The organism is Aeromicrobium sp. NPDC092404 (genome assembly GCF_040684095.1).
GTDB lineage: Bacteria > Actinomycetota > Actinomycetes > Propionibacteriales > Nocardioidaceae > Aeromicrobium.
Genome location: NZ_JBFBFI010000002.1, coordinates 59,148 through 84,710, shown reverse-complemented (window position 1 = coordinate 84,710; position 25,563 = coordinate 59,148). Strand labels below are relative to the sequence as shown.

Sequence of the window (25,563 nt, the reverse complement as noted above, 5' to 3'; positions counted from 1 at the left end):
ATGACGCTCATCTGCCTCGACGTCAGCAACAGCCACACGACGATCGGCGCCTTCGAGCGCGACGACCTGATCGCGCACTGGCAGGTGTCGTCCGACGAACGGCGCACGTCCGACGAGTGGCACATGCTGCTGATGGGTCTGGTCGACCAGGAGGGCATCTCGCACGTCAGCGCCGTCGCCGTGTGCTGCACCGTGCCGTCGATCCTCGTGGAGCTCCGGGCGATGCAGGACCGCTACTGGGCCGACCTGCCGGTGTCGGTCGTCGGACCCGGCGTCAAGACGGGCATCCCCATTCACACCGACAACCCCCGCGAGGTCGGTGCCGACCGCATCGTCAACGCGCTCGCCGCTGCGGAGCTCTACGGTGGCCCCGCCATCGTGGTCGACCTCAACGGGACCGCCACGATCTTCGACGTCGTCGACGACACCAACCGCTACATCGGCGGCGCGATCGCCCCCGGCGTCGAGCTCTCCCTCGAGGCCCTTGCCCGCCGCGGTGCGCAGCTGCGCAGCGTCGAGCTGGCGCTGCCCCGTGACGTCATCGGCAAGAACACCGTCGAGGCGTTGCAGTCCGGCCTCGTCTACGGCTTCGCCGGGCTCGTCGACGGCCTCGTCACCCGCATCATCGAGTCGCTCGGTGCCGATCCCGACCACGTCACGGTCATCGCCACCGGGGCCTATCCCGAGGCCGTCGTCGACCACTGCACGACGATCACGACCCGGGACCCGTGGCTGACCCTCACCGGCCTGCGCCTCGTCCACGAGAAGAACCACGACTGAGGCTCGCCCACGTCCTGCCGCAGCCGTCACGCCGCGGAATCGATGTGAGACAAGCACCGATAGGATCGTCCCTCGTGAGCGACGCGACCAGCACCCCTGCCCCCGAGGACGATCTCCCCGAGCAGATGCGCGTGCGCCTCGACAAGCGGCAGCAGCTCATCGACCGCGGCGAGGAGCCCTACCCCGTCGTCGTCGGCCGCACCCACACGCTCAAGCAGGTCGTCGAGACGTACGACGCCGAGACGCTGGGCCCCGACACGCAGACGGGCGACGTCGTGACTGTCGCGGGCCGGGTCATCTTCGTGCGCGGCACCGGCAAGCTCGTGTTCGTGGCGCTGCGTGAGGGTGACGGCACCCCGCTGCAGGCGATGGTGTCGTTGGACGGCGTCGGCGAAGAGCGTCTGGCGGCGTTCAAGACGACGGTCGACATCGGCGACCACCTCGCGGTCACCGGCGAGGTCATCACGAGCAAGCGCGGCGAGCTCTCGGTCATGGCGACGTCGTGGCAGGTCGCGGCCAAGACCGTGCGACCGCTGCCCAACGAGCACAACCCGTTGTCCGACGAGGCCCGCAGCCGCATGCGCTACGTCGACCTGATCGTGCGCCCCGAGGCGCGCGAGAACGTACGCGTCAAGGCCAAGGTCCTGCAGTCGCTGCGGGCGACCCTCGACGGCAAGGAGTTCGTCGAGGTCGACACCCCGGTCCTGCAGCACACCAACGGCGGTGCCGCGGCCCGGCCGTTCACGACGCACACCAACGCGTTCGACGAGGACATGTACCTGCGCATCGCGATCGAGCTCGACCTCAAGCGGGCACTCGTCGGCGGCGTCGACCGGGTCTACGAGATCGGCAAGACGTTCCGCAACGAGGGCGTCGACAACACCCACAATCCCGAGTTCATGATGCTGGAGGCCTACGAGGCCTACGGCTCGTACGACACGATGGCCGACACGATGCGCGACCTCGTGGTCAACGCCGCCCGTGCCGTCGGCAGGACCGTCGTCACCGCGCGTGACGGCAGCGAGATCGATCTCGAGGCCCCGTGGCGTCGCGCCTCGATCCACGAGCTCGTCGCCGAGGTCACCGGCACGGTCGTCGACGACTCGACCACCGTCGACGCCCTCACGGCGCTCGCGGCCGAGCACGACGTCGCGCTCCAGCCGCACTGGGACGCCGGTGAGATCGTGCTCGAGCTGTTCGAGAAGCTCGTCGAGCACACGTTGATCCAGCCCACGTTCGTGTGTGACTACCCCGAGTCCGTGCGCCCGCTCGCCAAGCGGCACCGCACCAAGGCGGGCCTGGTCGAGGCGTGGGACATCGTGATCAACGGTGTCGAGCTCGGCGTCGCCTACTCCGAGCTCAACGACCCGGTCATCCAGCGGGAACGGCTCGAGGAGCAGTCGCTCCTCGCGGCCGCAGGCGACCCCGAGGCGATGGACGTCGACGAGGACTTCCTGCGCGCGCTCGAGTTCGGCATGCCGCCGGCCGGTGGCATGGGCCTGGGCGTCGACCGTCTCGTCATGCTGCTCCAGGGCATCGGCATCCGCGAGGCGATCTTGTTTCCCCTCTCGCGCGCCGAGTGACACCCGTTTACGCCGACGGCGAACGAGGGAACGTCCCCGCCACGGTGACGGTTGAGTGACATATGGACATCACTGCGTGCGGATTTCCATACCCGACTAAACTGAACTGATAGTCCAGCAGAGGGGGACGCCATGTTCGAAAGATTCACCGACCGTGCTCGTCGCGTGGTCGTGCTTGCCCAAGAAGAGGCACGCATGCTCAGCCACAACTACATCGGCACGGAGCACATCCTCCTCGGCCTCATCCACGAAGGTGAGGGCGTTGCGGCCAAGGCTCTCGAGAGCCTCGACATCTCGCTCGAGGCTGTCCGCGGCCAGGTCGAGGACATCATCGGCCAGGGCCAGCAGGCGCCGAGCGGGCACATCCCGTTCACGCCCCGTGCCAAGAAGGTCCTCGAGCTCAGCCTGCGCGAGGCACTGCAGCTCGGCCACAACTACATCGGCACCGAGCACATCCTGCTCGGCCTGATCCGCGAGGGCGAGGGCGTCGCCGCCCAGGTCCTCGTCAAGCTGGGCGCCGACCTCAACCGCGTACGCCAGCAGGTCATCACGCTCGTCAGCGGCTTCCAGGGCAAGGAGGCCGAGCAGGCCGGCGCGCCCAGCGAGTCGGCGCCGAGCACGTCCGCCGTGCTGGACCAGTTCGGCCGCAACCTGACGCAGGCCGCCCGCGAGGGCAAGCTCGACCCGGTCATCGGCCGGGACGACGAGGCCGAGCGCGTCATGCAGACGTTGTCGCGACGCACCAAGAACAACCCGGTGCTCGTCGGCGAGCCCGGCGTCGGCAAGACCGCCGTCGTCGAGAGCCTCGCCCAGGACATCGTCCGGGGCGACGTGCCCGAGACGCTCAAGGACAAGCAGATCTACACGCTCGACCTCGGCGCGCTCGTGGCCGGCTCGCGCTACCGCGGTGACTTCGAGGAACGCCTCAAGAAGGTCCTCAAGGAGATCCGCACCCGCGGCGACATCATCTTGTTCATCGACGAGATCCACACCCTCGTGGGTGCGGGTGCCGCCGAGGGCGCGATCGACGCCGCCAGCATCCTCAAGCCGATGCTGGCCCGTGGTGAGCTGCAGACCATCGGTGCGACGACGCTCGACGAGTACCGCAAGCACTTCGAGAAGGACGCGGCGCTCAACCGCCGCTTCCAGCCGATCCTCGTCGAGGAGCCGTCCGTGCTCGACACCGTCGAGATCCTCAAGGGGCTGCGCGACCGCTACGAGGCGCACCACCGCGTCTCCATCACCGACGACGCCCTCGTGGCGGCGGCGACGATGGGTGACCGTTACGTCTCCGACCGGTTCCTGCCCGACAAGGCGATCGACCTGATCGACGAGGCTGGCGCCCGCCTGCGCATCCGCCGCATGGCGACGCCGCCGGAGCTCAAGGAGTTCGACGACAAGATCGTCGACGTCCGCCGCCGCAAGGAAGGCGCCATCGACGCGCAGGACTTCGAGGCGGCCGCCTCCCTGCGCGACGAGGAGAAGAAGCTCATCAACGCCAAGGGCGAGCGTGAGAAGGCCTGGAAGTCCGGCGACCTCGACACCGTCGCGGTCGTCGACGAGCAGCTCATCGCCGAGGTCCTCGCGAAGGCCACGGGCATCCCGGTCGGCCAGCTCAGCGAGGCCGAGTCGAGCCGACTGCTCAACATGGAGGCCGAGCTGCACCAGCGGGTCATCGGTCAGGACGAGGCCATCAAGGCGCTGTCGCGGGCCATCCGTCGTACGCGGGCGGGTCTCAAGGACCCCAAGCGTCCGGGCGGGTCGTTCATCTTCGCCGGGCCCTCGGGCGTCGGCAAGACGTGGCTGTCCAAGGCGCTGGCCAACTTCTTGTTCGGCGACGAGGACTCCCTCATCCAGCTCGACATGTCGGAGTACAGCGAGAAGCACACGGTCTCGCGACTGTTCGGCTCGCCTCCCGGTTACGTCGGCTACGAAGAGGGGGGCCAGCTGACCGAGAAGGTCCGCCGCAAGCCGTTCTCCGTCGTGCTGTTCGACGAGATCGAGAAGGCGCACCCCGACATCTTCAACTCGCTGTTGCAGATCCTCGAGGAGGGCCACCTCACCGACGGTCAGGGCCGCGTCGTCAACTTCAAGAACGCCGTCGTCATCATGACCACCAACCTCGGTGCGCGTGAGATCTCCAAGGGCGTCAACCTGGGCTTCAGCCAGGCCGGCGACACCGCGGGGTCCTACAACAAGATGAAGGAGCGCGTCTCGATCGAGCTCAAGCAGCACTTCCGGCCCGAGTTCCTCAACCGCGTCGACGAGATCATCGTCTTCCCGCCGCTGACCCAGGACGAGATCCTGCAGATGGTGGACATGATGATCGACTCGCTCGAGAAGCGGCTCGCCGAGAAGGACATGAACATCGAGCTGACGGTGGAGGCCAAGGACCTGTTGTCCAAGCGTGGCTTCGACCCGGTGCTCGGTGCTCGGCCCTTGCGTCGCACGGTGCAGCGCGAGATCGAGGACGTCATGGCCGAGAAGCTGCTCTACGGCGAGCTCCGACCCGGTCAGCTCGTCCTGGTCGGCGTCGAGGGCGAAGGCGCAGAGGCGGTCTTCACGTTCGAGGGCCGCAACAAGGCCGATCTCGAGCTCGAGATGCCGGCTGACGTGCCCCCGGCCGTCGAGGCATCAGCCGAGTAGTCCTCCGTACGCACGAAGCCCCCGCAGCCTGGCTGCGGGGGCTTCGTCGTTCCTGGAGCGGTCCGAGCTCAGTGCGAGGTCTGGGTGTTGAGCAGGACGACGCCGGCGATGATCAGCGCGATCGCGGTGACCTTCGTCAGGCTGACGGGCTCGTCGAGGAACAGCACTCCGACGACCGCGATCGCAGCGGTGCCGAGCCCGGCCCAGATCGCGTACGTCACCGACACCGGGATCACCTTGACGACGACCGTGAGGAGCCAGATCGACAAGGCGTAGCCCGCGACGACGACCGTCGTCCACGCGGGGTTGGTGAATCCTTGGGCACGGGGGAGCGCGGCGGTGGCGAACACCTCGGTGGCGATCGCGACCGCGAGCAGAGCTGCTGCGACGAACATGGGACGGGCCTGGCTTTCTGTAGCACCTGCTACATATTCAAGCGTAGCACATGCTACGTTTGTCGCGATGACGAAGCGAGACGACCTCACCGAAGCCGCGACCGACTACGTGCTCGAGCACGGCCTGATCGGGCTGAGTCTTCGGCCGATGGCCGCCGAGCTGGGCACGAGCGACCGGATGCTGATCTACCACTTCGGCACCAAGGACGAGCTCGTCGCAGCCGTCCTCGCGACGTCCAACGAGCGCTCGATGGCACACATCACCGCGATGGAGCCGTCGGCGTCGCTGCGCGATGCCGTGCTCGATCTCTGGTCGACCTACTCCGACGGGCAGGTGCAGCGCTGCCAGCTGATGTACGTCGAGGCGGCCGCCTTGGGGCTGTTCGGCCGCGAGCCGTACGCCTCGTCGATTCGTGCCTCGAACGCCGTCTGGATGGCGGCGATGGCTGCCCACCTCCAGCGCTCCGGCGTCCCGGCTGCCGATGCCCCGCGGTTCGCCGCGTTGATCGACGCGACGTTCAACGGCGTGCTGCTCGACCGGCCGCTCGACGACGAGGCCGACTCACGTCAGATCATCCACGACCTCGCCGCCGCCCTGGGCTGACCGCCGGGGTCAGCGGGGGAGGGCGTACGTCTCGCCGGCCAGAGGCTCGACCAGGCCGTCGGCGACGAGGCCGTCGAGCGCTCGTTCGCGCTGGACGGCCTCGGGCCAGACGAGATCAAGGGCTGACTTCGGGACCGGCCCAGGTGCATCACGCAGGACGGCCAGCAGTCGGCCTCGGCACTGCCGATCCGTGCCGTGCCAGGCCTGTCCGCGCCGGGGCGGGCCGTCGTACGCCGGGTAGCCCGCGGCCCGCCACCGGCACAGGTCGGCGACCGGGCACTCGTCGCAGCGCGGTGATCGGGCGGTGCAGACGATCGCGCCCAGCTCCATCGTCGCGGCCGCCCAGCGGTGCGCGTCGCGGACGGGCAGCAGCGCCGCCCCCAGGTCACGCTCCGCGCTCGTCACGGCGGCGGGCGGGAACTGCGTCCCGGAGACGATCCGCGCGAACACCCGGCGGACGTTGGTGTCCAGCACGACCTGCCGCTCGCCGAACGCGAACGACGAGACGGCCGCTGCCGTGTAGGCGCCCACACCCGGCAGGGCGAGCAGGTCGTCGAGCGACCGCGGCACCTGGCCACCGTGGCGGTCGACGATCGCGGACGCCGCGGCGTGCAGGCGCAGCGCGCGGCGCGGGTAGCCCAGGCGGCCCCAGGCGCGGACGGCCTCGCCCGGCGCCTCGGCGGCCAGCGCAGCGGGGACCGGCCAGCGGTCGACCCAGGCCTCGTAGACCGGGAGGACTCGGGCCACCGGTGTCTGTTGCAGCATGAACTCCGAGACCATGACGGCCCACGGCGACGCGTCGCGGCGCCACGGCAGGTCGCGCGCGGCGCGGCCGAACCAGTCGAGCAGGTCTTCGTGCAGACGCGTGAGGTCGGCGACGGGAAGCGGGCCGGCTGAGGTCGTCATGACCAGACGATCCTCGCACGGGCTCGGTGGCGCTCGTGACGCGCTGTGAAGCCGCGAGGGCGCGTCGAGCCGTCCCCGAGGCAGACCCACGGATAGCGTAGGCATGTGAGTCAGAAGCGGTTGCCTGCGGAGATCTACTGGCGCCGTCGGCTGCTCGTCCTGGCGGCCGTCATCGCCGTGGTGTGGCTCGCGCTGCGCGTCGTCGGCGGGGGCGACGACCCCGATCCGAAGCCGGCCGCCAAGACTCCTGCCGCGACCACCGCAGCACCCGTCGCCACCGCCCCGGTCAGCGGGATCGTCGATGTGGCGCTCGTCAGCGAGAGCCGGCCGTGCGACCCCGAGAAGATCCGCATGACGCCGACCGTGGACTCCGGCCAGTTCACGAAGGCTCCGGTCAAGATCGGCCTGGTGGTCAGCTCGACGGAGAAGTCCGCCTGCACCCTGGATCCCGCCGATGCCGACCTCGTGGCCGTGATCAGCGCCAACAAGACGCCGATCTGGGACTCCACGGTGTGCAAGTCGGCCCTGCTCGTCGACAAGGTGTCGGTGTCGCCCCAGTGGTCGACCCTCGCGACGACGACGTGGTCCGGACGGGGATCGGGCGCCGGGTGCTCGCCCAAGGAGGGCTATGCGACCCCGGGCACCTACACGCTGCAGATCGGGACGCTGGGCGGTGAGCCCGGCAAGACGAGCTTCACGCTCGACCGGAAGCCGCAGCCCAAGCCGGCCAGGACGACGGCCACACCGACGAAGCCGGCCCCGTCGGCCAAGAACACCGCCAAGCCCAACGACTGACGGTCACACGTAGCGTTCGAGGATGCTGGACTCCGCCAGCCGGGACAGGCCCTCCCGCACGCCGCGGGCTCGCAGGTCGCCGACCCCCTCGACGGTCTGCAGGTCCTCGATGCTGGCGGCCAGGAGCTTCTGCAGCGAGCCGAAGTGCTCGATGAGGCGCTCGACGACGGTGATCGGGAGGCGTGGGATGCGGGCGAGCAGTCGGTAGCCACGGGGCGCCAGAGGGCTGTCGAGCGTCTCCTCGGTGCCGATCCGCAGCGCGCGGGCGACCGAGCCGAGGTCGACGAGGTCGGTCGACTCGATCGCCGCGAGCTCGGCCAGGACGGCCTCGGGCGTCCGACCGCGGCGTCCGGTCGGCATGTAGTCGCGGATGATGAGCTCGCGCTCGGCGTCGACGCCGCTGATGAGCTCCTCGAGCTGGAGGGCGAGCAGCCGGCCGTCGGAGCCGAGCTCGAGGACGTAGGTGTCGATCTCACCGGCGATGCGGCTGACCATCTCGAGCCGCTGGGCGACGGCCGAGACGTCGCGAACCGTGACGAGGTCCTCGATCTCGAGCGCGGACAGCGCGTCGGACACCTCGTCGAGCCGGTTGCGGTAGCGCTCGAGCGTCTGCAGGGCCTGGTTGGCGCGGCCGAGGACCGCTCCGGTCTCCTCGAGCACGTGACGGAGGTCCTCGAGGTAGAGCGCGATGATGTGCATCGACGCCGAGACCGAGATGACGGGGGCGCCGGTCTGGCGGGCCACCCGGTCAGCGGTGCGGTGCCGCGTGCCGGTCTCCTGCGTCACGATCGACGGGTCGGGCATCAGGTGCACGCCGGCCTTGAGGATGCGGGTCGCGTCGCGGTCGAGGATGATCGCGCCGTCCATCTTGGCGAGCTCACGCAGGCCGGTCGCTGTGAACGGCACGTCGAGGGCGAAGCCGCCGGTCGACATCGCCTCGATCTGCCGGTCGTGGCCGACCACGATCAGAGCACCGGTGCGACCGCGCAGGATGCGCTCGAGTCCCTCGCGCAGCGAGGTGCCGGGAGCAACCGTGGCCAGCGTCGCGCGCAGGCGTGCGGAAGCCTCGGCTGCCGCCGCGGCTCGCTCAGCTGCTGACGCCATGGCGCCTCACCACTCTCACTCAGGTCGCCACACAGTGTATGCGGGTCAGTAGGGCGCCGTGACATCGAGACAGGCCATCGCTGCCTCGATGTTGCTGACCGCGGCGATCGAGAGGGTCGTGCGCAACCCCTCGAGCCCCTCGGACCCGGCCGGGACCACGGCCCGGCGAAACCCGATGCGCTCGGCCTCGCGCAGTCGGGCGGCGAGGTTGCTGACCTTGCGCACCTCGCCCGCGAGGCCCACCTCGCCGATCGCCACGAGGTCGGCCGGCACGGCGGTCTCGCGCTGCGCCGAGACCGTCGCGATCGCGACGGCCAGGTCGACCGACGGCTCGACGAGCCGGGCGCCGCCCACCGTGGCGGTGTAGACGTCGTGCTCGGAGAGCTTGAGCCCGCAGTGCTTGGTGAGGACCGCGAGGATCATCGCGACGCGTGACGAGTCGAGGCCGCTCGACGTACGTCTGGGAGAAGGCGTCGAAGACGGGACCGTCAGGGCCTGGACCTCCGCCAGCAGAGGGCGGCGACCCTCCATCGTCACGGTGACGCACGAGCCGGGCACGGGCTGCTCGTGGCGGGAAACGAACAACCCCGTGGGGTCGGGGACCTCGACGATGCCGTCGTCGACCAGGTCGAAGCAGCCGATCTCGTCGACGGGGCCGAACCGGTTCTTGACGGCGCGCAGCAGGCGCAGGCGCGAGCTCCGGTCGCCCTCGAACTGCAGCACGACGTCGACGAGGTGCTCCAGGACGCGAGGCCCCGCCACCGAACCGTCCTTGGTGACGTGGCCGACCAGCAGCGTCGCGATGTTGTCGCGCTTGGCCTGCTGGATCACCGCCGACGCGACCTCGCGGACCTGGGTGACCCCGCCCGGGACACCGTCGACGCCGGACGAGCCGATCGTCTGCACCGAGTCGACGATGAGCAGCCCGGGCTTGACCGTGTCGACGTGCGTCAGCACGGCGCCGAGATCGGTCTCGGCCGCGAGGTAGAGGTTGTCGTCGACGGCGCCGGTGCGCTCGGCGCGGAGCCGCACCTGCGCCGCGGACTCCTCGCCGGAGACGTAGAGGGTGCGACGGCCGGCCCTGGCCCAGCGGGCCGCGACCTCGAGCAGGAGCGTCGACTTGCCGACCCCCGGCTCGCCGGCCAGGAGCAGCACGGCACCCGGCACGACACCGCCGCCCAGCACGCGGTCGAGCTCACCGATGCCCGAGGTCGTGGAGCGCGCGGACTCGATCGTCACCTGGCTGATGGGGACCGCGGGGGTCGCGACGGGGGCAGCCTGGGTGCGACCGGCGCGGGAGGGTGCGGCGACGTCGACGGTGCCCCAGGCCTGGCACTCGCCGCACCGGCCGACCCACTTGATCGTCGTCCAGCCGCAGTCCGCGCAGACATAGGCCGGTCGGGCGGTCTTGGTGGCTGCCATGCACGCCAGCCTAGGTGCCCCGTCGGACAGAGTCGGTCAGGCGACGAGGAACGGGAGGAGCTGCGGCACGACCACCTCGGGACCGGCGTCGTGCCCGGCGCCCACCAGGTGCTCCATGCGGCCGTCGGGCAGGTCGTCGGTGAGCTGCCGCGCCACGTCGATCATGAACCCGTGATCGGCGCCACCCGCGAGCACGAGCGCCGGCACGTCGACCCGGGCCAGCAGCTCTGAGGGGACGAGCCCGCCCGCGCTGTCGCCCATGGCCGCCGAGTCGTACGCGAGGCTGGGCGCGATCGCCTCCATGGCCGGCCACCCCGGGCCCTGCCGCATGCCGTCGATCATGCCGTCCGGCATGCCGACCATCCTCAAGAACGCCGCGACGGCGTCACCACGTCGGCCGTCCTCGAGCATCTCGTGCAGCTGCGCGTGCCACTCGCGGGCCGACTGCTCACCGCCCGGCAGGCTGTAGGGCGCGTCGTGCATCACGAGCCGGCTGACGCCGGCCCCGGCGACCGTGGCATGCAGAGCGAGGGCCGCACCCGATGAGTGGCCGTAGACCGCAGCGCTGCCTCCGACCGCCGCGACGACCGCGGCCACGTCCTCGACCTCGCGCTCGACGACGTACGGAGGAGGATCGGCCAGGTCGTTGCTGTCGCCGCGTCCACGGCGGTCGATCGTGACGGCGGTGACGTGGTCCGACAGCGCCTCTGCCAAGGGGCCCAGGACACCGCGGGTGCACGTGGCGCCGGGCAGCAGCAGGACGGGCGGACCCTCGCCCACCCGGTCGTACGCGATGACGGTACCGTCGGCCGAGGTGATGGTCTCCATCCGGCGATCCTAGATCGCGGGAGGACGGGCGGTGCTAGATCCGGACGACGCCCTTGGGGGTCGCGAACTCGGCAGCGAGGATCCCGGGAGTGCCGTGCGGCGCGACCCAGCGGACCTCGATGTCCTCGAGCGCCTCGACGGCGGGCTCACCGAGGTAGTCGGCAAGGCGGCGGGGGTCACCGGCGATCTCGAGCGCTGTGAGCGTGATGTCCGACTCGGCCATCTGCGACGGGTGCTCGGCCGGGTCCTTCTCCCACTTAATGACGAACGGCAGCTGGGGGTCGGCCTTCATGCCGCTCGTGCCGATCTGGCGCCACTCGAGGTTGTAGCCGTCAGGGCGACGCCGGTTGCCGGGGACCGCGTGGCGGCCCATGCGGTGCTCGACCTCGGTGATGTCGTCGACCGAGACGACCCAGCCGAGCCAGCCGCCGCCGGCGTCGCGGCGGGCGCGCACGGCCTGGCCGAAAGCGGCCTTGTCGGCAGCCGGGTGGTCCAGCACCTCGACGACCTCGAGGTACTGGCGGTTCTTGAGCGGGAGGATCATGTTGCGGGTGCCGAACCGGGGGTGGGCACCGCCGTCGATGAACGTGGCGTCGAGCAGCCGGCCGAGCTCTGCGGTCGTGCCGGCGAGGCCGTCTGGGCCGACGGCGAACGAGACGTGGTCGAGGTGCATACGGCATTCTTGCCTGACCCCGGATCGCGGTGGTGCGGGGGGTCAGCGGTGCGGGTCGGCCGGGTGTGGTGTATTGGTCCCGCCGGCCTCGTGCTCCCTGCAATACCGGGCCAGCTCGGCATATCCGGCCTCGCCCATGAGCTCGGTGAGCTCATCGCGATTGGTCACGTAGACCGGCTCCGGGCCCACGTGCGCCTCGGTGTTGGACGAGCAGTACCAGTCGAGGTCCGCACCACCCGGACCCCAGCCGGCTCGGGTGTACTCGCCGATCTGCGTCTCGGTGTACGTCGTGCCGTCGCCGCGGTCGACCTCGCGGAACTGACGCCGGAGCGGCAGCTGCCAGCACACGTCGGGCTTGGTGGTGTGCGGCTTGAGGTCCTGCTCGAGCGCGTAGCCGTGCAGGGCGCAGCCGTAGCCGCCCTCGAACCCGCGCGAGTTGTGGAAGATGCAGGCGCCCTCGAACGCGCGGGTCTTGAGCTCGCCCTCGTCGTCCCGCTCGGTCCAGCCGGATCGCCGTCCCTCGTCGTGCCGCTCCCAGTGCGCGGGGGTCAGCTGCTCGACGATCGCACCGACGCGCTGGGCGTCGTCGTCATCGGCGAAGTGCGCTCCCAGGGTGCAGCAGCCGGCCTCGGGGCTCGTCTCGTAGATCCCTGGACAGCCGGCGCCGAAGATGCAGGTCCATCGCGAGGTCAGCCACGTCAGGTCGCAGCGGAAGACCTCTTCGGCGTCCGCGGGATTGGCGAACTCCACGTACGTACGGGGGAATCCGAGCTCGACTTCTGGCATCGCGTTCCATGCTAGTCGCCGGTGCGCGACGACGATCGGCCTCCGGCCAGTGAGAGGATGGCAGCATGCGCATGGGCGTCCTCGACATCGGCTCCAACACGGGCCATCTGCTGGTGGTCGACGCGTTCCGTGGCGGACCCCCGGTGCCGGCGCACAGCTACAAGGAGCCGCTGCGCCTGGCCGAGCACCTCGATGCCGACAACGCCGTGAGCGAGGAGGGCGTCGCCCGGCTGGTCAAGTACGTCGTCGAGGCGCGTGCCGAGGCCGAGGACAAGGGGTGCACCACGATCCTCGCGTTCGCCACCTCGGCGGTGCGCGACGCCGTCAACGCCGATGACGTCATCGACCGGGTCAACGTGGCCAGCGGTCTCGACCTGCAGGTGCTCAGCGGAGAGGACGAGGCACGCCTGACGTTCCTTGCCGTACGCCGCTGGTTCGGCTGGTCGGCCGGTCGGCTCGGTGTCTTCGACATCGGTGGCGGATCGCTGGAGATCGCCGCGGGTCGCGACGAGACCCCCGACATCGCCACGTCGATGCCGCTGGGCGCAGGCCGACTGACGCGGGACTGGCTCGATGCCGGGCGCGCGCCCGCAGAGCTTCGGCTCCACGTGCGCTCCACCATCGCCGAGCAGGCCGGCGCCGTGCTGCGCGGAGGAGGGTTCGACCGCGCGGTCGCCACGAGCAAGACGTTCCGCTCCCTGGCCCGCATTTGCGGAGCCGCCGCGTCGAGCGACGGCCAGTACGTGCGCCGGGTGCTGCGCAAGCAGGATCTCTCGGTGCTCGTCGAGCAGCTCAGGACGATGACCCCGCAGGAGGTCGCGGCCCTGCCCGGGGTGTCGCCGGACCGATCGCACCAGATCAAGGCCGGTGCGATCGTGGCCGAGGCGACGATGGACCTGTTCGACCTCACCGAGCTCGAGATCTGCCCGTGGGCCCTGCGCGAGGGCGTGCTGCTGGAACATCTCGACGGGCTCTAGTGCCTGCGGTCTAGCCTTGGGCACGTGCCCGATCCCATCCGCGTCTCGCTCTCGACCTCGTCGGTCTACCCGGGGTCGACGGCGAGCGGCTTCGAGTCGGCGGCCCGGCTGGGCTACGACGGCGTCGAGGTCATGGTCGGCATCGACGACGTCAGCGCCGACATCACGGCGGTCAAGGCCCTCAGCGCGTTCCACGAGATGCCGGTCGTCTCGATCCACGCGCCCTGCCTGTTGGTGACGCAGCGCGTGTGGGGCAACGACCCCTGGGGCAAGCTGCACCGCAGCGCCGAGATGGCGCACGAGGTCGGCGCGTCGGTCATCGTCGTGCACCCGCCGTTCCGGTGGCAGCGCGACTACGCCAAGGGCTTCGTCGAGGGCATCGCCGACCTCGAGGCCCAGCACGGGGTGACGTACGCGGTCGAGAACATGTATCCCTGGCGCACCGGCCGGCGCGAGTTCCAGGCGTACGCGCCGGGCTGGGACCCGCTGCAGCACGACTACGACCACGTGACGGTCGACCTCTCGCACAGCTCGACCGCCGGGGAGGACCCGGTGGAGATGGCCAAGGCGCTCGGGGACCGTCTGGCGCACATCCACATGACCGACGGCTCGGGGTCGGCCAAGGACGAGCACCTGGTTCCCGGCCGGGGAACCCAGCCGTGCCGGGAGTTCCTGGAGCACGTCGCGGACTCGGGCTACGCCGGCGAGATCGTGGTCGAGATCAACACCCGCAAGGCCAAGGACCAGAGCGAGCGAGAGGCCGACCTCCTCGAGGCCTTGGCCTTCACCCGCCTCCACGCCACCGTCTGAGGCCGCCGACAGTCGCGTCCTGAAGGGTTGCGGCCCGGCTGGCCGGGGCCAGTGGGCCGGAACCCTCCAAATGGCGGGGGGTTGTGGCGTTAGCATCGGCTCATGATCACCGTCGACCAGCTCCTCGCCTTCGGGCTCGCCGCCTTGATCCTCATCGCGATCCCGGGGCCGAGCGTCGTGTTCGTCATCGGGCGGGCGCTGGCGTACGGCCGCGGTGTCGCGCTGGCGACCGTCGTCGGCAACACCCTGGGCCTGCTGGCGATCGTCGTCCTGGTCGCGCTCGGGCTCGGCGTGATCGTCGAGGAGTCGATCGTGGTCTTCACGGTCCTCAAGCTCGCCGGCGCCGCCTACCTCGTGTGGCTCGGCATCCAGGCGATCCGGCACCGCAAGGCGTTCAGCGTCCAGGACGCCGGCGCCGGCGGGTTCCCAGCGATGACCTGGACCACGGTCGTCCGGCAAGGATTCATCGTCGGGATCTCCAACCCCAAGGCGTTCATGATCATCGGCGCCGTCCTGCCCCAGTTCATCGACCGCGGCAACGGCAACGCCCAGACGCAGATGCTGCTGCTCGGCCTCATCGCAGTCGTCATCGGCCTGCTGTCCGACAGCCTGTGGGCGGTCATCGCGAGCCAGCTCCGTGCCTGGTTCAACGCCTCACCGAAGCGCGGCGAGGCGATGGGTGCGATCGGCGGCACGTCGATGATCGGTCTCGGCGTCGGCCTCGCGGTCTCCGGCAACCACCGCTAGGCCCGGCCTAGACTCGGCGCATGACTCAACGCATCGCGATCCTCGGTGCCGGCGTGATGGGCGAGACCCTGCTGTCGGCGATCCTGCGATCCGGGCACGCACCCGGCGACGTCGTGATCTCCGAGAAGCGCGACGAGCGAGCGGCCGAGCTCCGGGACGCGTACGGGGTCACGGTGACCGGCAACGCCGAGGCGGTGGCCGAGGCCGACATCGTGCTGCTCGTCGTGAAGCCCCAGGACGTCTCGGCGCTGCTCGACGAGATCGCCGGTTCCGTACGTCCGGAGGCCACGGTCGTCTCCCTCGCGGCCGGCATCACGATCGCGACGATGACGGCCGCGCTGCCCGACGGCGTCGCGGTCGTCCGGGCGATGCCCAACACCCCGGCGCTCGTGGGTGAGGGAATGTTCGGCATCTCACCCGGAGCCGGTGTCAGCGCCGAACGGGTCGCTGTCGTCGAGGCGTTGCTGAAGTCCGGCGGCAAGGTCGTGGTCGTCGACGAGGCGCTGCAGGACGCCGTCACAGCGGTGTCGGGGTCCGGCCCCGCGTACGTCTTCTACCTCGCCGAGGCGATGATCGCCGGCGGCGTCCAGGCGGGGCTCGACGATGCGACGGCCCGTACACTCACCGCGCAGACCCTCGTCGGTGCGGCGAAGCTGCTCGCCGAGTCCGACGACACCGCCGACGAGCTCCGCCGCCGGGTGACGTCGCCCAACGGCACGACGCACGCCGCGATCACGACGTTCGACCAGCACGGCGTCAAGGACGGGCTGGTCGCCGGCGTCGCGGCTGCGGCAGCCAGGTCCGCTGAGCTGTCCGGCCCCGCATAGTCCGGCAACAGGCCGCCGCGCAGCGGACGCGCCCACCACCGTGCGGCGGCCCGGCCTAAGGTGGACGGCATGACCGAGCGCGCGTGCGTCGTCTTCGACCAGCAGCTGACCGAGTACAACTTCGGTCAGTCCCACCCCATGGCGCCGGTCCGCATCGACCTCACGATGGCGCTCGCCCGCGAGATGGGGATCGTCGACGAGCTCGACGTCGTGGGCGCGATCCCGGCGACGGACGACGAGCTCAACCTGATCCACTCCGCGGCGTACATCGAAGGGGTCCGCAAGCTCAGCGACCACCCGACGTACGCCGATCCCAGCATCGGCCTCGGCACCGATGACAACCCGGTGTTCGCGCACATGCACGAGGCCAGCGCGCTGATCGCCGGCGCCAGCGTCGAGGCGGCCCGCCGGGTCTGGACCGGCGCGGCGCCGCGGGCCGTCAACGTCAGCGGCGGGCTGCACCACGCGATGCCCGGCAGCGCGAGCGGGTTCTGCATCTACAACGACGTCGCCTTGGCGATCCGCTGGCTGCTGGACAACGGTGCGCAGCGGGTCGTGTACGTCGACGTCGACGCGCACCACGGCGACGGCGTGCAGCAGATGTTCTGGAACGACCCCCGGGTGCTGACGATCTCGATCCACGAGGGGCCGCAGACGTTGTTCCCGGGCACAGGCTTCTCCACCGAGACCGGCGGCGAGGGAGCCGAGGGCTCGGCGGTCAACATGCCGCTGCCCCCCGGTACGTCCGACGCCGGCTGGCTCCGCGCGTTCCACGCCGTCGTGCCAGCGCTGGTCCGTGAGTTCAAGCCCGACATCCTGGTGACCCAGCACGGCTGCGACTCGCACATGGACGACCCGTTGACCAACCTCATGCTGAGTGTCGACGGGCAGCGCGCGTCCTACCTCGCCCTGCGGGACCTCGCCGAAGAGGTGTGCGGCGGCAAGTGGGTCGCGACCGGCGGCGGTGGCTATGCCGTCATGGACGTCGTGCCGAGGGCGTGGGCGCACCTCCTGGCGATCGTCTCCGGCTCTCCGCTGGACCCCTCGACCCTGACTCCCGAACGCTGGCGAGCCCGCATCGAGGAGATGCGCGGGTCGCCCGGCCCGCTGCGGATGACCGACGGCCGGGCCGTCGGCTACCGCTCGTGGGAGCAGGGCTACGACCCCGCGAGCTGGCTGGACCGGTCGATCCAGGCCACCCGCACCGCAGCGTTTCCGCTGAACGGTCTCGACCCCCAGCCGTGACGCGCGAGGCAGGTGTGTCGTGGGTCCCCGAGCGATTTTCCGCAACTACTGTCCCGGAAGCATCACGAGGCACTACTCTCGACCAAGGCACGCGCGCTGTTTCTCCGGTGGGGAAGCCGGAGAGCGCGCGTGCCCCTCAGGAAGCAGGTGGTGACATGGCATCCGGACCGACGTTCTTGACCGTCGCGGAAGTGGCGGCTCAGATGCGGGTCTCGAAGATGACGGTCTACCGTCTCGTGCACTCCGGCGAGCTCGAAGCCGTGCGGGTGGGTCGTTCCTTCCGCGTGCCGGCGGACGCCGTCCAGGAGTTCCTCGGCAAGTCCTACTTCCAGGCCGGCTGACCGACCGCCGCCCGTACGTCCGGCCGCCTCCGGCACGACCCCGGTCGGGGAAAATCCCCGCCGATGATGCCGTGTAGGCTGTTCGCAGTCGTCCCCGGGTACCGCAGCCGCGCCATGCGCCGGACGTGGGTCACCGGAACGACCACCAATCTCAGGCACCAGCCACTGCGCGTGGCCAACAAGAATTGAGTCGTGACCCGTGGGTTCAGTCATCAAGAAGCGTCGCAAGCGGATGTCGAAGAAGAAGCACCGCAAGATGCTCAAGCGCACCCGAGTGCAGCGTCGTCGTCTGGGCAAGTAGGTCTGCATGGCCCGGTCTGTCCTTGTCACCGGTGTAGCGGGTTCGTTCGCGTCGCTCTTCGCGCGCCGACTCGCCGACCTTGGCGAGGGCGCGGGCATCAGCAAGGTCGTCGGCATCGACACGATGCTGCCGGCGGGTGACCTCGGTGGCGTGAAGTTCGTCCGCGCCGACATCCGTACGCCCGTCGTGGGCAAGGTCATCGCCGTCGAGGACGTCGACACCGTCGTCCACCTCGACGTCAACCCGCCCCAGCGCGGCCGCGTCGGCGGGGCCAAGGAGCTCAACGTCATCGGCACGATGCAGCTCCTGGCCGCCTGCCAGCGGGCGTCGACCGTCGCCAAGTTCGTCCTGGGCTCGTCGACCGCCGTCTACGGCTCGTCGCCGCGCGACCCCGCGATGTTCACCGAGTCGCTGCTGGCCCGCGACGGGGTGCGCAGTGGGTTCCCCAAGGACATCGTCGAGGTCGAGTCGTACGTCCGCGGGTTCGCGCGACGCCGGCCCGAGGTCATCATCACGACGCTCCGGGCCGCCCAGATCCTGCACCCCTCGGTCGACACTCCGCTGGCGACCTACTTCGCCAGCCCCGTCCTGCCCGCCGTGATGGGCTTCGACCCGCGGCTGCAGTTCACCGACCTCCACGACGCGTTCGCGGTGCTGGAGCAGGCCATCGTCAAGGATCGTCCCGGCACGTTCAACATCGCCGGCGACGGCGTCGTGCTGCTGAGCCAGGCGGCGCGCAAGCTCGGCCGGCCGATCATCCCGCTGCCGCCTTTGGGGTTCGCCACCGCGGCCCGCCGGGTGCTGCGCGCTGCCGGTTCCGACATCCCGCCCGACCTGCACCGGCTGTTGACCTACGGCCGGGTCGTTGACACGACGGCGCTGCGCGACATCTTCGGCTACGAGCTGACCCGCACGTCGCTCGACACCTTCGACGAGTTCCGCGCGACGCTGAGGCCCGGCATCATGTCGGCAGTGGGGGGACGAGCATGACCGACGAGCGCAAGACCATCGGATCGGGTGGCAAGCCCGGCCGGGGCAACCGCGAGACCTCACCCTCGGCGGCCGCCCGGTCGCTCGCCGGCACGGCACCGGCCAAGAAGCCGGTCACCAGGGCGAAGCCGGCCGCCCCCGAGCCGGCTGCCGGCAAGGCCGCTACCAAGAAGCCCGCTGCCAAGAAGTCCCCACCCAAGCCCGCCGCCAAGAAGTCGGCACCTTCCACACCGCCGCCGCCCAAGCCGCGCCTCCGTGCCGTGACCGAGGAGGACGCCGCCGCAGCAGCGGCCGCCGCTGCCGAGGAGGCGGCGAAGCGTACGCGCACCGCCGGCGCAGCGCCGTTGTCCGCCGGCATTCCCCTCGACGAGATCGTGGTCGCGGTCATCCAGGCCGCCCAGCGCGTGCTCGGCTCGGACTGGGAGACGCGCGTCGCCACGCTGCTCGCGACGCTGCGCCGGCGCATGAGCGGCGACTACGAGGTCGACGAGTTCGGCTTCGACCCCCAGATCACCGAGGTCCTCACCGCTGCCATCGAGCCGCTCGCCGAGAAGTGGTTCCGGCTCGAGGTCCGCGGCGTCGAGAACATCCCGACCGAGGGTGGCGCACTCCTCGTGGCCAACCACTCCGGCACGGTGCCGATCGACGGGCTCATCACGGGCTACGCCGTCAAGCAGTACTCCGGACGCAACCTGCGGCCCCTGGGAGCCGACCTGGTGTTCTCGCTGCCGTTCGTCGGCCAGGTCGCCCGCAAGGTGGGTGCGACGCTGGCCTGCCAGGAGGACGCCGAGCGTCTCCTCACGACGGGTGAGCTCGCGGGCGTGTGGCCCGAGGGCTTCAAGGGCATCGGCAAGCCCTTCGCCGAGCGCTACAAGCTCCAGCGGTTCGGCCGGGGCGGGTTCGTGTCGTCGGCCATGCGCGCGCAGGTGCCCATCGTGCCGGTGTCGATCGTCGGCGCCGAGGAGATCTACCCGCTGGTCGGCAATGTCCCGTCGCTGGCCCGGCTGCTCGGGCTGCCCTACCTGCCGATCACGCCGTTCTTCCCGCTGCTCGGACCCCTGGGCATGATCCCGTTGCCCAGCAAGTGGATCATCGAGTTCGGCGAGCCGATCCGCACCGATGCGTACGACCCGGAGGCGGCGGACGACCCGATGCTGTTGTTCAACGTCACCGACCAGGTGCGCGAGACGATCCAGCAGACCCTCTACGGACTGCTGGTCGACCGCGGCAACGCCTTCTTCTGAGACCGGAGCGAGCGGCCGCGCGGCCTACTTCTTGCCCAGCAACCCGTCGAGCAGGCCGGGGATCAGGCCCTTCTGGTCCTCGTCGCCCAGCACGGCACCCAGGACCGGGTCCGTGATGTCGCTGAGCGACGGTGCCTTGGTGGTCGGCGCGGGCGCGACGGGAGGTGCAGCGACGACGGGCGGCTTCTCGGTGGGGCCGCTCGTCACCGGCTTCGACGTCGGCTTGGCCTCACGCGTGTGGGACGAGCTCGGCTTGTCGGTCTTGTCGTGGGAGCCGGTGCTGCCCTTGGGGGTGACCGCCAGTCCCTCGACCGAGGAGACCAGCTGCTGCAGGTCGCCGGTCGTGCACGAGGCGCACAACGACGAGGCCTGGATGGCCAGGTCGCTGATCGTCGCCGTGGCGGCATCGAACGAGTCGTCAGCCCCGGGCGGCAGCTGCGACGACAGAGCGGAGAGGTTGGCCGTCGCGGCGACTGCGAAGTCGTTGACGGTGCGGATCGACTTCTGCTCGCCGTTGCCGGTGAAGTCGCTGAACAGCGCCGTCGATCCGGACTCGGCCTGGGTCGCGAAGTCCTCGAGGGTCTCGGCGATCAGGCTCTCGTCGCCGTTCGTGGTGCTCAGCTGGCGCGCCTCGGCGAGGCGTTCTGCGGCTTGGCGCAGCTGGAACGAACCGCGGGAGGCCTCGTCGCGGTGCAGGGCCAGCTCGGCCGACTCGACACTGCGCTTGATCGGGTAGAGCAGCTCGCCGGGAACCGCCGACGCGCTCGAAGCCACGATGCCGACAGCGCCGACGGACGCGACCATGGCGGCGGTGAGACCCGCGACGCGACGACGGGCGGGGCTGCTCTCCCGCACCGGTGCGGTGCGGACCTTGGCCGGCATCGGGACGAGGACCGTCTCCGCCTCGGTCATGAGCTGGGTGCGAAGCGACTCGCGGAAGGCCGGCGACGGCTCGGCAACGGCGGCCTCGCAAAGACTCTCGGCGAAGCGCACGAGCTCGGCGACGTGCTCGTTGCCGGGTGCGCGGCCGCTCCAAGCCTCCTCGAAGGACTGGGCGTCGTCGTGGGAGCGACGGCCGATCATGATGGGTTCCTCACTGCTGTGGACGTTCCACCCAGTGCAACGAGCCGGTGCGCCCTGAAGTTACGGGCAAATGACAGGACAAAGGGAGCGGCGGCGATCATCGGGCGTCCTCCGGCATCGTCTTGGCCAGGCTTCGCACGGCCCGCAGCTGGAGCTGCTTGATGGCACCTTCGCTGCGACCGAGTGCGGCGGCGGTCTGGGCGATCGACATGCCCTGGATGAAGCGCATCAGGATGCAGTCGCGCTGCTCGTTGGGCAGCGAGTTGACGGCCTCGAACAGCATCTCGTTGGAGATGAGCGCCAGGACCTCCTGCTCGGGGCTGGCGACCGTGACCTTGCTCTCGGGGATCGTCTCGGCGACGATCTCGAGCCGGGCCCGGCTGGACTTGAAGTGGTCGGCGACGAGGTTGCGGGCGATCGTGGTGAGCCACGCGCCGAAGTCCTTGCCCTGCCAGTTGAAGCGCTGGATCGCGCGCAGGCCACGGACGAAGGTCTCGCTGGTCAGGTCCTCGGCCAGCTGCTGCGAGCCGACGCGGTAGTAGACGAACCGGAAGACGCCCGACACGTAGTGGTCGTAGAGCTGGCCGAACGCCTCGGCGTCGCCCTCCTTGGCCAGGTCGACCAGTGCCCGCAGGCGGGTGGCCTCGGGATCGTTGTCGTCGCTGGGGCTTCCCGAGCCGGTCGACGGCGCGTACGCGGGTGAGTCCGCGACGGAAAGGGCGATCAGCAGGGAGCGGTCGTCAGGGGTTGCGAGGGCGAGCGACAGCGCGACGCGCAATCCACTGGTGGTGTTCCTCACAGGCCCTCCCTGATCCACGAAATACTAACCCGGGGGGAAGTTGCTGTCAGTTCCTTCGGATTTTTCCCTTGCGGAGCACCCGCCATGCTCCGGCGGCCGCGACTGCCGCCACGGCGCCCTTGCTGCCGACCAGCGCGACCTTGCGCCCCGTGCGGTAGTCGCGGATGCGCCAGCCGTTGGCCCGGGCGTGGGCGCGGAGGGTGGAGTCGGGGTTGACGGCACACGGATGCCCCACCAGTGACAGCATCGGCAGGTCGTTGCTGGAGTCCGAGTACGCGTAGCACTCCTCGAGCACCAGCCCTTCGCGCTCGGCGATCTCCCGGACGGCGGTGGCCTTGCCCTCGCCGTGCAGCATGTCGCCGACCAGCTCGCCGGTGTAGACGCCGTCGACGTGCTCCGAGACCGTCCCGAGCGCTCCGGTCAGGCCCAGGCGCCTGGCGATGACGCTCGCGATCTCGACCGGCGCTGCCGTCACCAGCCACACGCGCTGACCACGGTCGAGGTGCCATTGGGCGATGGCGCGGGTGCCGGGCCAGATCTTGTGCGCCATGTGCTCGTCGAAGATCTCCTCGCCGATCTCCTCGAGCTCGGAGACCTTGTGGCCGGCAATGAACGCCAGGGCCGAGGCGCGGGCCTTCGCGATGTGCTCGGGATCCTCGACCCCCGCGACGCGGAAGTAGAGCTGCTGCCAGGTCGCCTTGAGGATGTCCTTGGTGGTGAAGAACTGGCGGCGGTGCAGGCCACGCGCGAGGTGGAAGATCGACGCGCCCTGCATGATCGTGTTGTCGACGTCGAAGAACGCCGCGCCCCTCGTGTCGGGCTCCGTCGTCAGAGCGCTCTCCATCTCCGCGGCCGAGGCAGCCGCCTGCCCGGACAGCACGGATCGCGACCGCAGATTGCGGGGCTGATCGGGTCGTGCGTCCCGTGACATGCAACCGAGACTAACGTCCTCCCACGCGTACGACCTGTGGTTGACTCGGAGGCGTGACAGTCAATGTCAGCGACTACCTCCGAGACGCTGCCTCCAACGACCCGGACGGTGTCGCGCTGGTCGAGCACCGCAGCGAGCGGCGTGAGGTGACGTGGCGCCAGCTCGACGACGCGGCCGACGCGATCGCTCGTGGGCTGTCGGCCCGAGGACTGGTCGCGGGTCAGCGGGTCGCTGTCGTCATGGCCAACCGCGTCGACCTGCCGATCGCCTACTTCGGCATCCTGCGGGGCGGTATGGTCGCGGTTCCCATCAATCCGCGGTCCACGACTCGTGAGATCGGGCGGATGCTGGCGGACTCGCTGGCTCGCGTCGTGCTGTGCGACGAGGCCGGCGTCACCCAGGTCCGCGAGGCCGTGACCGACGACCACCGCGTCAGTGTCGTCGTCGACGGGGCGAAGCCGCGCAAGGGCGAGACGGCGTTCGAGGACTTCCTCGCCGGCGCCACCGGCAGCGATCCCGCCGCCCCCGCGGACGCCGAGGCTCTCGCGGTCGTGCTCTACACGTCGGGCACGAGCGGCAAGCCGCGCGGCGCGATGCTGACGCACCGGGCGCTGATCGCCAACATCGAGCAGGTCGCGCGGCTCGACCCTCCGGCCATGACGCCGGATGACGTCTGCCTTGGCCTCCTGCCGATGTTCCACATCTACGGCCTCAACTGCGTCCTCGGACAGGCGGTGCGCCAAGGAGCCCGGGTCCTGCTCGTCGACGGCTTCGACCCCGACGGGCTGCTCGACCAGATCGTCGCCGAGGGCGTCACCAACATCCCCCTGGCGCCACCCGTGGTCGCGGCGTGGGCCGGCCGTGACGACCTGCACGACAAGCTCGCCCGCGTGACGACGATCCTGTCGGGCGCCTCGGCGCTCGACCCCGACCTCGCCGAGACGTTCCACGCGTCGTCGGGCCACCACATCGAGCAGGGCTACGGGCTCACCGAGACCGCACCGGTCATCGCGACGACGTTCGGCTCGGCCCGCGGCGAGGGCGATCCGCCCAAGCCCGGCTCGGTCGGCCGCGCGCTGCCGGGCATCGAGGTCCGCATCGTCGAGGCGAGCGGCGCCGACGCCCGATCCGGCGACCCGGCCGAGATCTGGGTCAAGGGCGACAATCTCTTCTCCGGCTACTGGCCCGACGGGGTCGACGGCCCGCGCAGCGACGGCTGGTACCCCACCGGCGACATCGGCTTCCTCGACGAGGCCGGCGACCTCACGCTGGTCGACCGGCTTCGCGAGCTGGTGATCGTCTCGGGTTTCAACGTCTACCCGTTCGAGGTCGAGGACGTCATCGCCGAGGTGCCGGGCGTCACCCAGGTCGCTGTCGTGGGGCTGCCCGACGAGGAGACCGGCGAGGCCGTGGTGGCGTTCGTCGTGCCCGAGGACCCCGAGGCCGACGAGGTCACGATCATCGAGTCCGTCGAGGCCCATTGCCGTACGCGCCTGGCGCGCTTCAAGCAGCCCAAGCGCGTCGTGGTCGTGCAAGGCCTGCCGCACTCGGCGACCGGCAAGGTCGCCAAGGGCCGGCTCCGTGCCCTGGCCCGCAGCGAGACGCTCGGCCTCGACGCCTCGTGACGATCGCTCACGCAGGCGACGCGCGCGTCGTCGTCTACTCCCGCCCCGGCTGCCACCTGTGCGAGGTCGCCGAGGCACTCATCGCCGAGACCTGCGCCGAGACCGGCGACAGCTGGACGAGCATCGACATCACGGGCGACGGCGACCTGACGAGGCGGTTCACCGAGCAGGTTCCGGTGACGTTCGTCGACGGCAAGCAGCACGACTTCTGGCGCGTCGATCCCACGCGGCTGCGGGCTGCACTGGCGCGTACGTCCTGATCACCCGGGTCCGGTCGGCGTGTGAGATATGCCATCGCGCCAGGTCACGATTTTGTTAACGCGTTCACAAACTCTTAAACTGAGGACGCACCGCGCGCCAGTCCCGACAGGGATAATCCCCGGCCGTGCAGTGCAGGAGCACAGTGACCATACTTCGCACGCCCCACGCGGACGGCAGCGCTCGCGGCATCCCTGATGCCACCGTGGCCCGTCTGCCGGTCTACCTGCGCGCGCTCAACACGCTCACCGAGCAGGGCGTCGCGACGTGCTCCTCCAACGACCTCGCCGAGAACGCCGGCGTCAACCCGGCCAAGCTCCGCAAGGACCTGTCCTACCTCGGTTCCTACGGCACCCGTGGCGTCGGCTACGACGTCGAGTACCTCCGCTACCAGATCGCGCGCGAGATCGGCCAGACCCAGGACTGGGACGTCGTCATCGTCGGAGTCGGCAACCTCGGCTCGGCCCTCTCGGCCTACCAGGGCTTCAGCACGCGTGGCATCCGCGTCGCGGCCCTCGTCGACGCCGATCCCCAGCGCGTCGGCACCACGGTCTCGGGCATCGAGGTCTCGTCGCTGGACGACCTGCCCACGATCGTCGAGGAGCGGGCCATCTCGATCGGCATCATCGCCACGCCCGGCACAGCCGCCCAGGAGGTCGCCGACCGCCTGGTCGAGGCCGGCATCACGAGCATCCTGAACTTCGCGCCTGCGCTCGTGCAGGTCCCCGACGGTGTCGACGTCCGCAAGGTCGACCTGTCGATCGAGCTGCAGATCCTGGCCTACCACGAGCAGCGCAAGGCCGGCAGCGACACCACCGAGAAGGTGGTTGGAGCATGAGCGAGCGCAGCGAGCGAATCACGAA

Annotated in this window: 27 protein-coding genes; 17 read left to right on the top strand and 10 right to left on the bottom strand. The window is 70.2% G+C overall.

The window, feature by feature from the left end:
• From AB0N22_RS10800 to AB0N22_RS10790, 3 genes are all read left to right on the top strand, one after another.
• Positions 1-780 (top strand): type III pantothenate kinase, encoded by a 780-nt coding sequence (locus tag AB0N22_RS10800; protein ID WP_364639531.1) that lies wholly within the window; start codon positions 1-3, stop codon positions 778-780.
• Between the two features lie 125 nt (positions 781-905).
• Complete coding sequence (lysS, locus tag AB0N22_RS10795; protein WP_364642725.1) at positions 906-2,363, top strand: lysine--tRNA ligase; 1,458 nt, start codon at positions 906-908, stop codon at positions 2,361-2,363.
• A gap of 132 nt (positions 2,364-2,495) precedes the next feature.
• Positions 2,496-5,009, top strand: a complete 2,514-nt coding sequence (locus AB0N22_RS10790; RefSeq protein ID WP_364639528.1) for an ATP-dependent Clp protease ATP-binding subunit — start codon at positions 2,496-2,498, stop codon at positions 5,007-5,009.
• 68 nt (positions 5,010-5,077) lie between these two features.
• Here AB0N22_RS10790 and AB0N22_RS10785 read toward each other — a convergent pair whose 3' ends face one another.
• On the bottom strand, positions 5,078-5,404 hold the full coding sequence (locus tag AB0N22_RS10785) for an SMR family transporter (protein ID WP_364639525.1): 327 nt from the start codon (positions 5,402-5,404) through the stop codon (positions 5,078-5,080).
• 67 nt (positions 5,405-5,471) lie between these two features.
• On the opposite strand from AB0N22_RS10785, the gene AB0N22_RS10780 reads away from it, so the two are divergent.
• Positions 5,472-6,008: a TetR/AcrR family transcriptional regulator gene (locus AB0N22_RS10780; RefSeq protein ID WP_364639522.1), complete on the top strand. Its 537-nt coding sequence runs from the start codon at positions 5,472-5,474 to the stop codon at positions 6,006-6,008.
• Positions 6,009-6,017: 9 nt separating this feature from the next.
• Here the strand turns inward: AB0N22_RS10780 and AB0N22_RS10775 are convergent, their stop codons facing one another.
• The gene (locus AB0N22_RS10775) at positions 6,018-6,914 is read right to left on the bottom strand and encodes an A/G-specific adenine glycosylase (RefSeq protein ID WP_364639520.1); all 897 of its coding nucleotides are present in this window, start codon (positions 6,912-6,914) and stop codon (positions 6,018-6,020) included.
• A 105-nt stretch (positions 6,915-7,019) separates the two neighbouring features.
• On the opposite strand from AB0N22_RS10775, the gene AB0N22_RS10770 reads away from it, so the two are divergent.
• On the top strand, positions 7,020-7,709 hold the full coding sequence (locus AB0N22_RS10770) for a hypothetical protein (protein WP_364639517.1): 690 nt from the start codon (positions 7,020-7,022) through the stop codon (positions 7,707-7,709).
• 3 nt (positions 7,710-7,712) lie between these two features.
• Here the strand turns inward: AB0N22_RS10770 and disA are convergent, their stop codons facing one another.
• Genes disA through AB0N22_RS10745 form a run of 5 tightly spaced genes read right to left on the bottom strand, consistent with a single transcriptional unit; the run spans position 7,713 to position 12,522 of the window.
• Complete coding sequence (disA, locus tag AB0N22_RS10765) at positions 7,713-8,813, bottom strand: DNA integrity scanning diadenylate cyclase DisA (protein WP_364639514.1); 1,101 nt, start codon at positions 8,811-8,813, stop codon at positions 7,713-7,715.
• Positions 8,814-8,858: 45 nt separating this feature from the next.
• Positions 8,859-10,235: a DNA repair protein RadA gene (radA, locus tag AB0N22_RS10760; RefSeq protein WP_364639511.1), complete on the bottom strand. Its 1,377-nt coding sequence runs from the start codon at positions 10,233-10,235 to the stop codon at positions 8,859-8,861.
• A 36-nt stretch (positions 10,236-10,271) separates the two neighbouring features.
• The gene (locus tag AB0N22_RS10755; RefSeq protein WP_364639508.1) at positions 10,272-11,063 is read right to left on the bottom strand and encodes an alpha/beta fold hydrolase; all 792 of its coding nucleotides are present in this window, start codon (positions 11,061-11,063) and stop codon (positions 10,272-10,274) included.
• 34 nt (positions 11,064-11,097) lie between these two features.
• Positions 11,098-11,736, bottom strand: coding sequence for a VOC family protein (locus AB0N22_RS10750; RefSeq protein ID WP_364639505.1), 639 nt, complete (start codon positions 11,734-11,736; stop codon positions 11,098-11,100).
• 42 nt (positions 11,737-11,778) lie between these two features.
• Complete coding sequence (locus AB0N22_RS10745; RefSeq protein ID WP_364639502.1) at positions 11,779-12,522, bottom strand: hypothetical protein; 744 nt, start codon at positions 12,520-12,522, stop codon at positions 11,779-11,781.
• A 65-nt stretch (positions 12,523-12,587) separates the two neighbouring features.
• Between AB0N22_RS10745 and AB0N22_RS10740 the strand changes: the two genes are divergently transcribed.
• From AB0N22_RS10740 to AB0N22_RS10700, 9 genes are all read left to right on the top strand, one after another.
• Entirely contained in the window at positions 12,588-13,499 is a 912-nt protein-coding gene (locus AB0N22_RS10740; RefSeq protein ID WP_364639500.1) for a Ppx/GppA phosphatase family protein, read from the top strand.
• Positions 13,500-13,523: 24 nt separating this feature from the next.
• Positions 13,524-14,309, top strand: coding sequence for a sugar phosphate isomerase/epimerase family protein (locus tag AB0N22_RS10735; protein WP_364639497.1), 786 nt, complete (start codon positions 13,524-13,526; stop codon positions 14,307-14,309).
• Positions 14,310-14,411: 102 nt separating this feature from the next.
• Positions 14,412-15,056 (top strand): LysE family translocator, encoded by a 645-nt coding sequence (locus AB0N22_RS10730; RefSeq protein WP_364639494.1) that lies wholly within the window; start codon positions 14,412-14,414, stop codon positions 15,054-15,056.
• Between the two features lie 20 nt (positions 15,057-15,076).
• A complete protein-coding gene (proC, locus tag AB0N22_RS10725) occupies positions 15,077-15,883 on the top strand; it encodes a pyrroline-5-carboxylate reductase (RefSeq protein ID WP_364639491.1) in 807 nt (268 codons plus the stop codon).
• 69 nt (positions 15,884-15,952) lie between these two features.
• The gene (locus AB0N22_RS10720; RefSeq protein ID WP_364639488.1) at positions 15,953-17,128 is read left to right on the top strand and encodes an acetoin utilization protein AcuC; all 1,176 of its coding nucleotides are present in this window, start codon (positions 15,953-15,955) and stop codon (positions 17,126-17,128) included.
• A 155-nt stretch (positions 17,129-17,283) separates the two neighbouring features.
• The gene (locus AB0N22_RS10715; protein ID WP_364639485.1) at positions 17,284-17,469 is read left to right on the top strand and encodes a helix-turn-helix domain-containing protein; all 186 of its coding nucleotides are present in this window, start codon (positions 17,284-17,286) and stop codon (positions 17,467-17,469) included.
• 199 nt (positions 17,470-17,668) lie between these two features.
• A complete protein-coding gene (locus AB0N22_RS10710; RefSeq protein ID WP_019143756.1) occupies positions 17,669-17,770 on the top strand; it encodes an AURKAIP1/COX24 domain-containing protein in 102 nt (33 codons plus the stop codon).
• A gap of 6 nt (positions 17,771-17,776) precedes the next feature.
• Positions 17,777-18,760 (top strand): NAD-dependent epimerase/dehydratase family protein, encoded by a 984-nt coding sequence (locus AB0N22_RS10705; protein WP_364639482.1) that lies wholly within the window; start codon positions 17,777-17,779, stop codon positions 18,758-18,760.
• Entirely contained in the window at positions 18,757-20,004 is a 1,248-nt protein-coding gene (locus tag AB0N22_RS10700; RefSeq protein ID WP_364639479.1) for a lysophospholipid acyltransferase family protein, read from the top strand. The genes AB0N22_RS10705 and AB0N22_RS10700 overlap by 4 nt, the downstream gene beginning before the upstream one ends.
• Positions 20,005-20,028: 24 nt before the next feature.
• On the opposite strand, the gene AB0N22_RS10695 is transcribed toward AB0N22_RS10700, so the two are convergent.
• From AB0N22_RS10695 to AB0N22_RS10685, 3 genes are all read right to left on the bottom strand, one after another.
• Positions 20,029-21,087 (bottom strand): DUF5667 domain-containing protein, encoded by a 1,059-nt coding sequence (locus AB0N22_RS10695; RefSeq protein WP_364639476.1) that lies wholly within the window; start codon positions 21,085-21,087, stop codon positions 20,029-20,031.
• Positions 21,088-21,184: 97 nt separating this feature from the next.
• Positions 21,185-21,886: a sigma-70 family RNA polymerase sigma factor gene (locus AB0N22_RS10690; protein ID WP_364639473.1), complete on the bottom strand. Its 702-nt coding sequence runs from the start codon at positions 21,884-21,886 to the stop codon at positions 21,185-21,187.
• 46 nt (positions 21,887-21,932) lie between these two features.
• Positions 21,933-22,817, bottom strand: a complete 885-nt coding sequence (locus AB0N22_RS10685; protein ID WP_364639470.1) for an HAD-IB family hydrolase — start codon at positions 22,815-22,817, stop codon at positions 21,933-21,935.
• Between the two features lie 53 nt (positions 22,818-22,870).
• Here AB0N22_RS10685 and AB0N22_RS10680 point away from each other — a divergent pair, with 53 nt between their 5' ends.
• From AB0N22_RS10680 to AB0N22_RS10670, 3 genes are all read left to right on the top strand, one after another.
• Entirely contained in the window at positions 22,871-24,442 is a 1,572-nt protein-coding gene (locus AB0N22_RS10680; RefSeq protein ID WP_364639468.1) for an AMP-binding protein, read from the top strand.
• Positions 24,439-24,702, top strand: a complete 264-nt coding sequence (locus AB0N22_RS10675) for a glutaredoxin family protein (RefSeq protein WP_364639465.1) — start codon at positions 24,439-24,441, stop codon at positions 24,700-24,702. The genes AB0N22_RS10680 and AB0N22_RS10675 overlap by 4 nt, the downstream gene beginning before the upstream one ends.
• 143 nt (positions 24,703-24,845) lie before the next feature.
• Positions 24,846-25,538 (top strand): redox-sensing transcriptional repressor Rex, encoded by a 693-nt coding sequence (locus tag AB0N22_RS10670; RefSeq protein ID WP_364639462.1) that lies wholly within the window; start codon positions 24,846-24,848, stop codon positions 25,536-25,538.
• Positions 25,539-25,563: the final 25 nt, after the last annotated feature.

What these genes read in the sequence shown, in the direction of transcription:
- AB0N22_RS10800 (WP_364639531.1), top strand. Translation starts at nt 1, where the DNA reads ATGACGCTCATCTGCCTCGACGTCAGCAACAGCCACACGACGATCGGC.
- lysS (WP_364642725.1), top strand. Translation starts at nt 906, where the DNA reads ATGCGCGTGCGCCTCGACAAGCGGCAGCAGCTCATCGACCGCGGCGAG.
- AB0N22_RS10790 (WP_364639528.1), top strand. Translation starts at nt 2,496, where the DNA reads ATGTTCGAAAGATTCACCGACCGTGCTCGTCGCGTGGTCGTGCTTGCC.
- AB0N22_RS10785 (WP_364639525.1), bottom strand. Translation starts at nt 5,404, where the DNA reads ATGTTCGTCGCAGCAGCTCTGCTCGCGGTCGCGATCGCCACCGAGGTG.
- AB0N22_RS10780 (WP_364639522.1), top strand. Translation starts at nt 5,472, where the DNA reads ATGACGAAGCGAGACGACCTCACCGAAGCCGCGACCGACTACGTGCTC.
- AB0N22_RS10775 (WP_364639520.1), bottom strand. Translation starts at nt 6,914, where the DNA reads ATGACGACCTCAGCCGGCCCGCTTCCCGTCGCCGACCTCACGCGTCTG.
- disA (WP_364639514.1), bottom strand. Translation starts at nt 8,813, where the DNA reads ATGGCGTCAGCAGCTGAGCGAGCCGCGGCGGCAGCCGAGGCTTCCGCA.
- radA (WP_364639511.1), bottom strand. Translation starts at nt 10,235, where the DNA reads ATGGCAGCCACCAAGACCGCCCGACCGGCCTATGTCTGCGCGGACTGC.
- AB0N22_RS10755 (WP_364639508.1), bottom strand. Translation starts at nt 11,063, where the DNA reads ATGGAGACCATCACCTCGGCCGACGGTACCGTCATCGCGTACGACCGG.
- AB0N22_RS10750 (WP_364639505.1), bottom strand. Translation starts at nt 11,736, where the DNA reads ATGCACCTCGACCACGTCTCGTTCGCCGTCGGCCCAGACGGCCTCGCC.
- AB0N22_RS10745 (WP_364639502.1), bottom strand. Translation starts at nt 12,522, where the DNA reads ATGCCAGAAGTCGAGCTCGGATTCCCCCGTACGTACGTGGAGTTCGCC.
- AB0N22_RS10740 (WP_364639500.1), top strand. Translation starts at nt 12,588, where the DNA reads ATGCGCATGGGCGTCCTCGACATCGGCTCCAACACGGGCCATCTGCTG.
- AB0N22_RS10730 (WP_364639494.1), top strand. Translation starts at nt 14,412, where the DNA reads ATGATCACCGTCGACCAGCTCCTCGCCTTCGGGCTCGCCGCCTTGATC.
- proC (WP_364639491.1), top strand. Translation starts at nt 15,077, where the DNA reads ATGACTCAACGCATCGCGATCCTCGGTGCCGGCGTGATGGGCGAGACC.
- AB0N22_RS10720 (WP_364639488.1), top strand. Translation starts at nt 15,953, where the DNA reads ATGACCGAGCGCGCGTGCGTCGTCTTCGACCAGCAGCTGACCGAGTAC.
- AB0N22_RS10715 (WP_364639485.1), top strand. Translation starts at nt 17,284, where the DNA reads ATGGCATCCGGACCGACGTTCTTGACCGTCGCGGAAGTGGCGGCTCAG.
- AB0N22_RS10705 (WP_364639482.1), top strand. Translation starts at nt 17,777, where the DNA reads ATGGCCCGGTCTGTCCTTGTCACCGGTGTAGCGGGTTCGTTCGCGTCG.
- AB0N22_RS10700 (WP_364639479.1), top strand. Translation starts at nt 18,757, where the DNA reads ATGACCGACGAGCGCAAGACCATCGGATCGGGTGGCAAGCCCGGCCGG.
- AB0N22_RS10695 (WP_364639476.1), bottom strand. Translation starts at nt 21,087, where the DNA reads ATGATCGGCCGTCGCTCCCACGACGACGCCCAGTCCTTCGAGGAGGCT.
- AB0N22_RS10685 (WP_364639470.1), bottom strand. Translation starts at nt 22,817, where the DNA reads ATGTCACGGGACGCACGACCCGATCAGCCCCGCAATCTGCGGTCGCGA.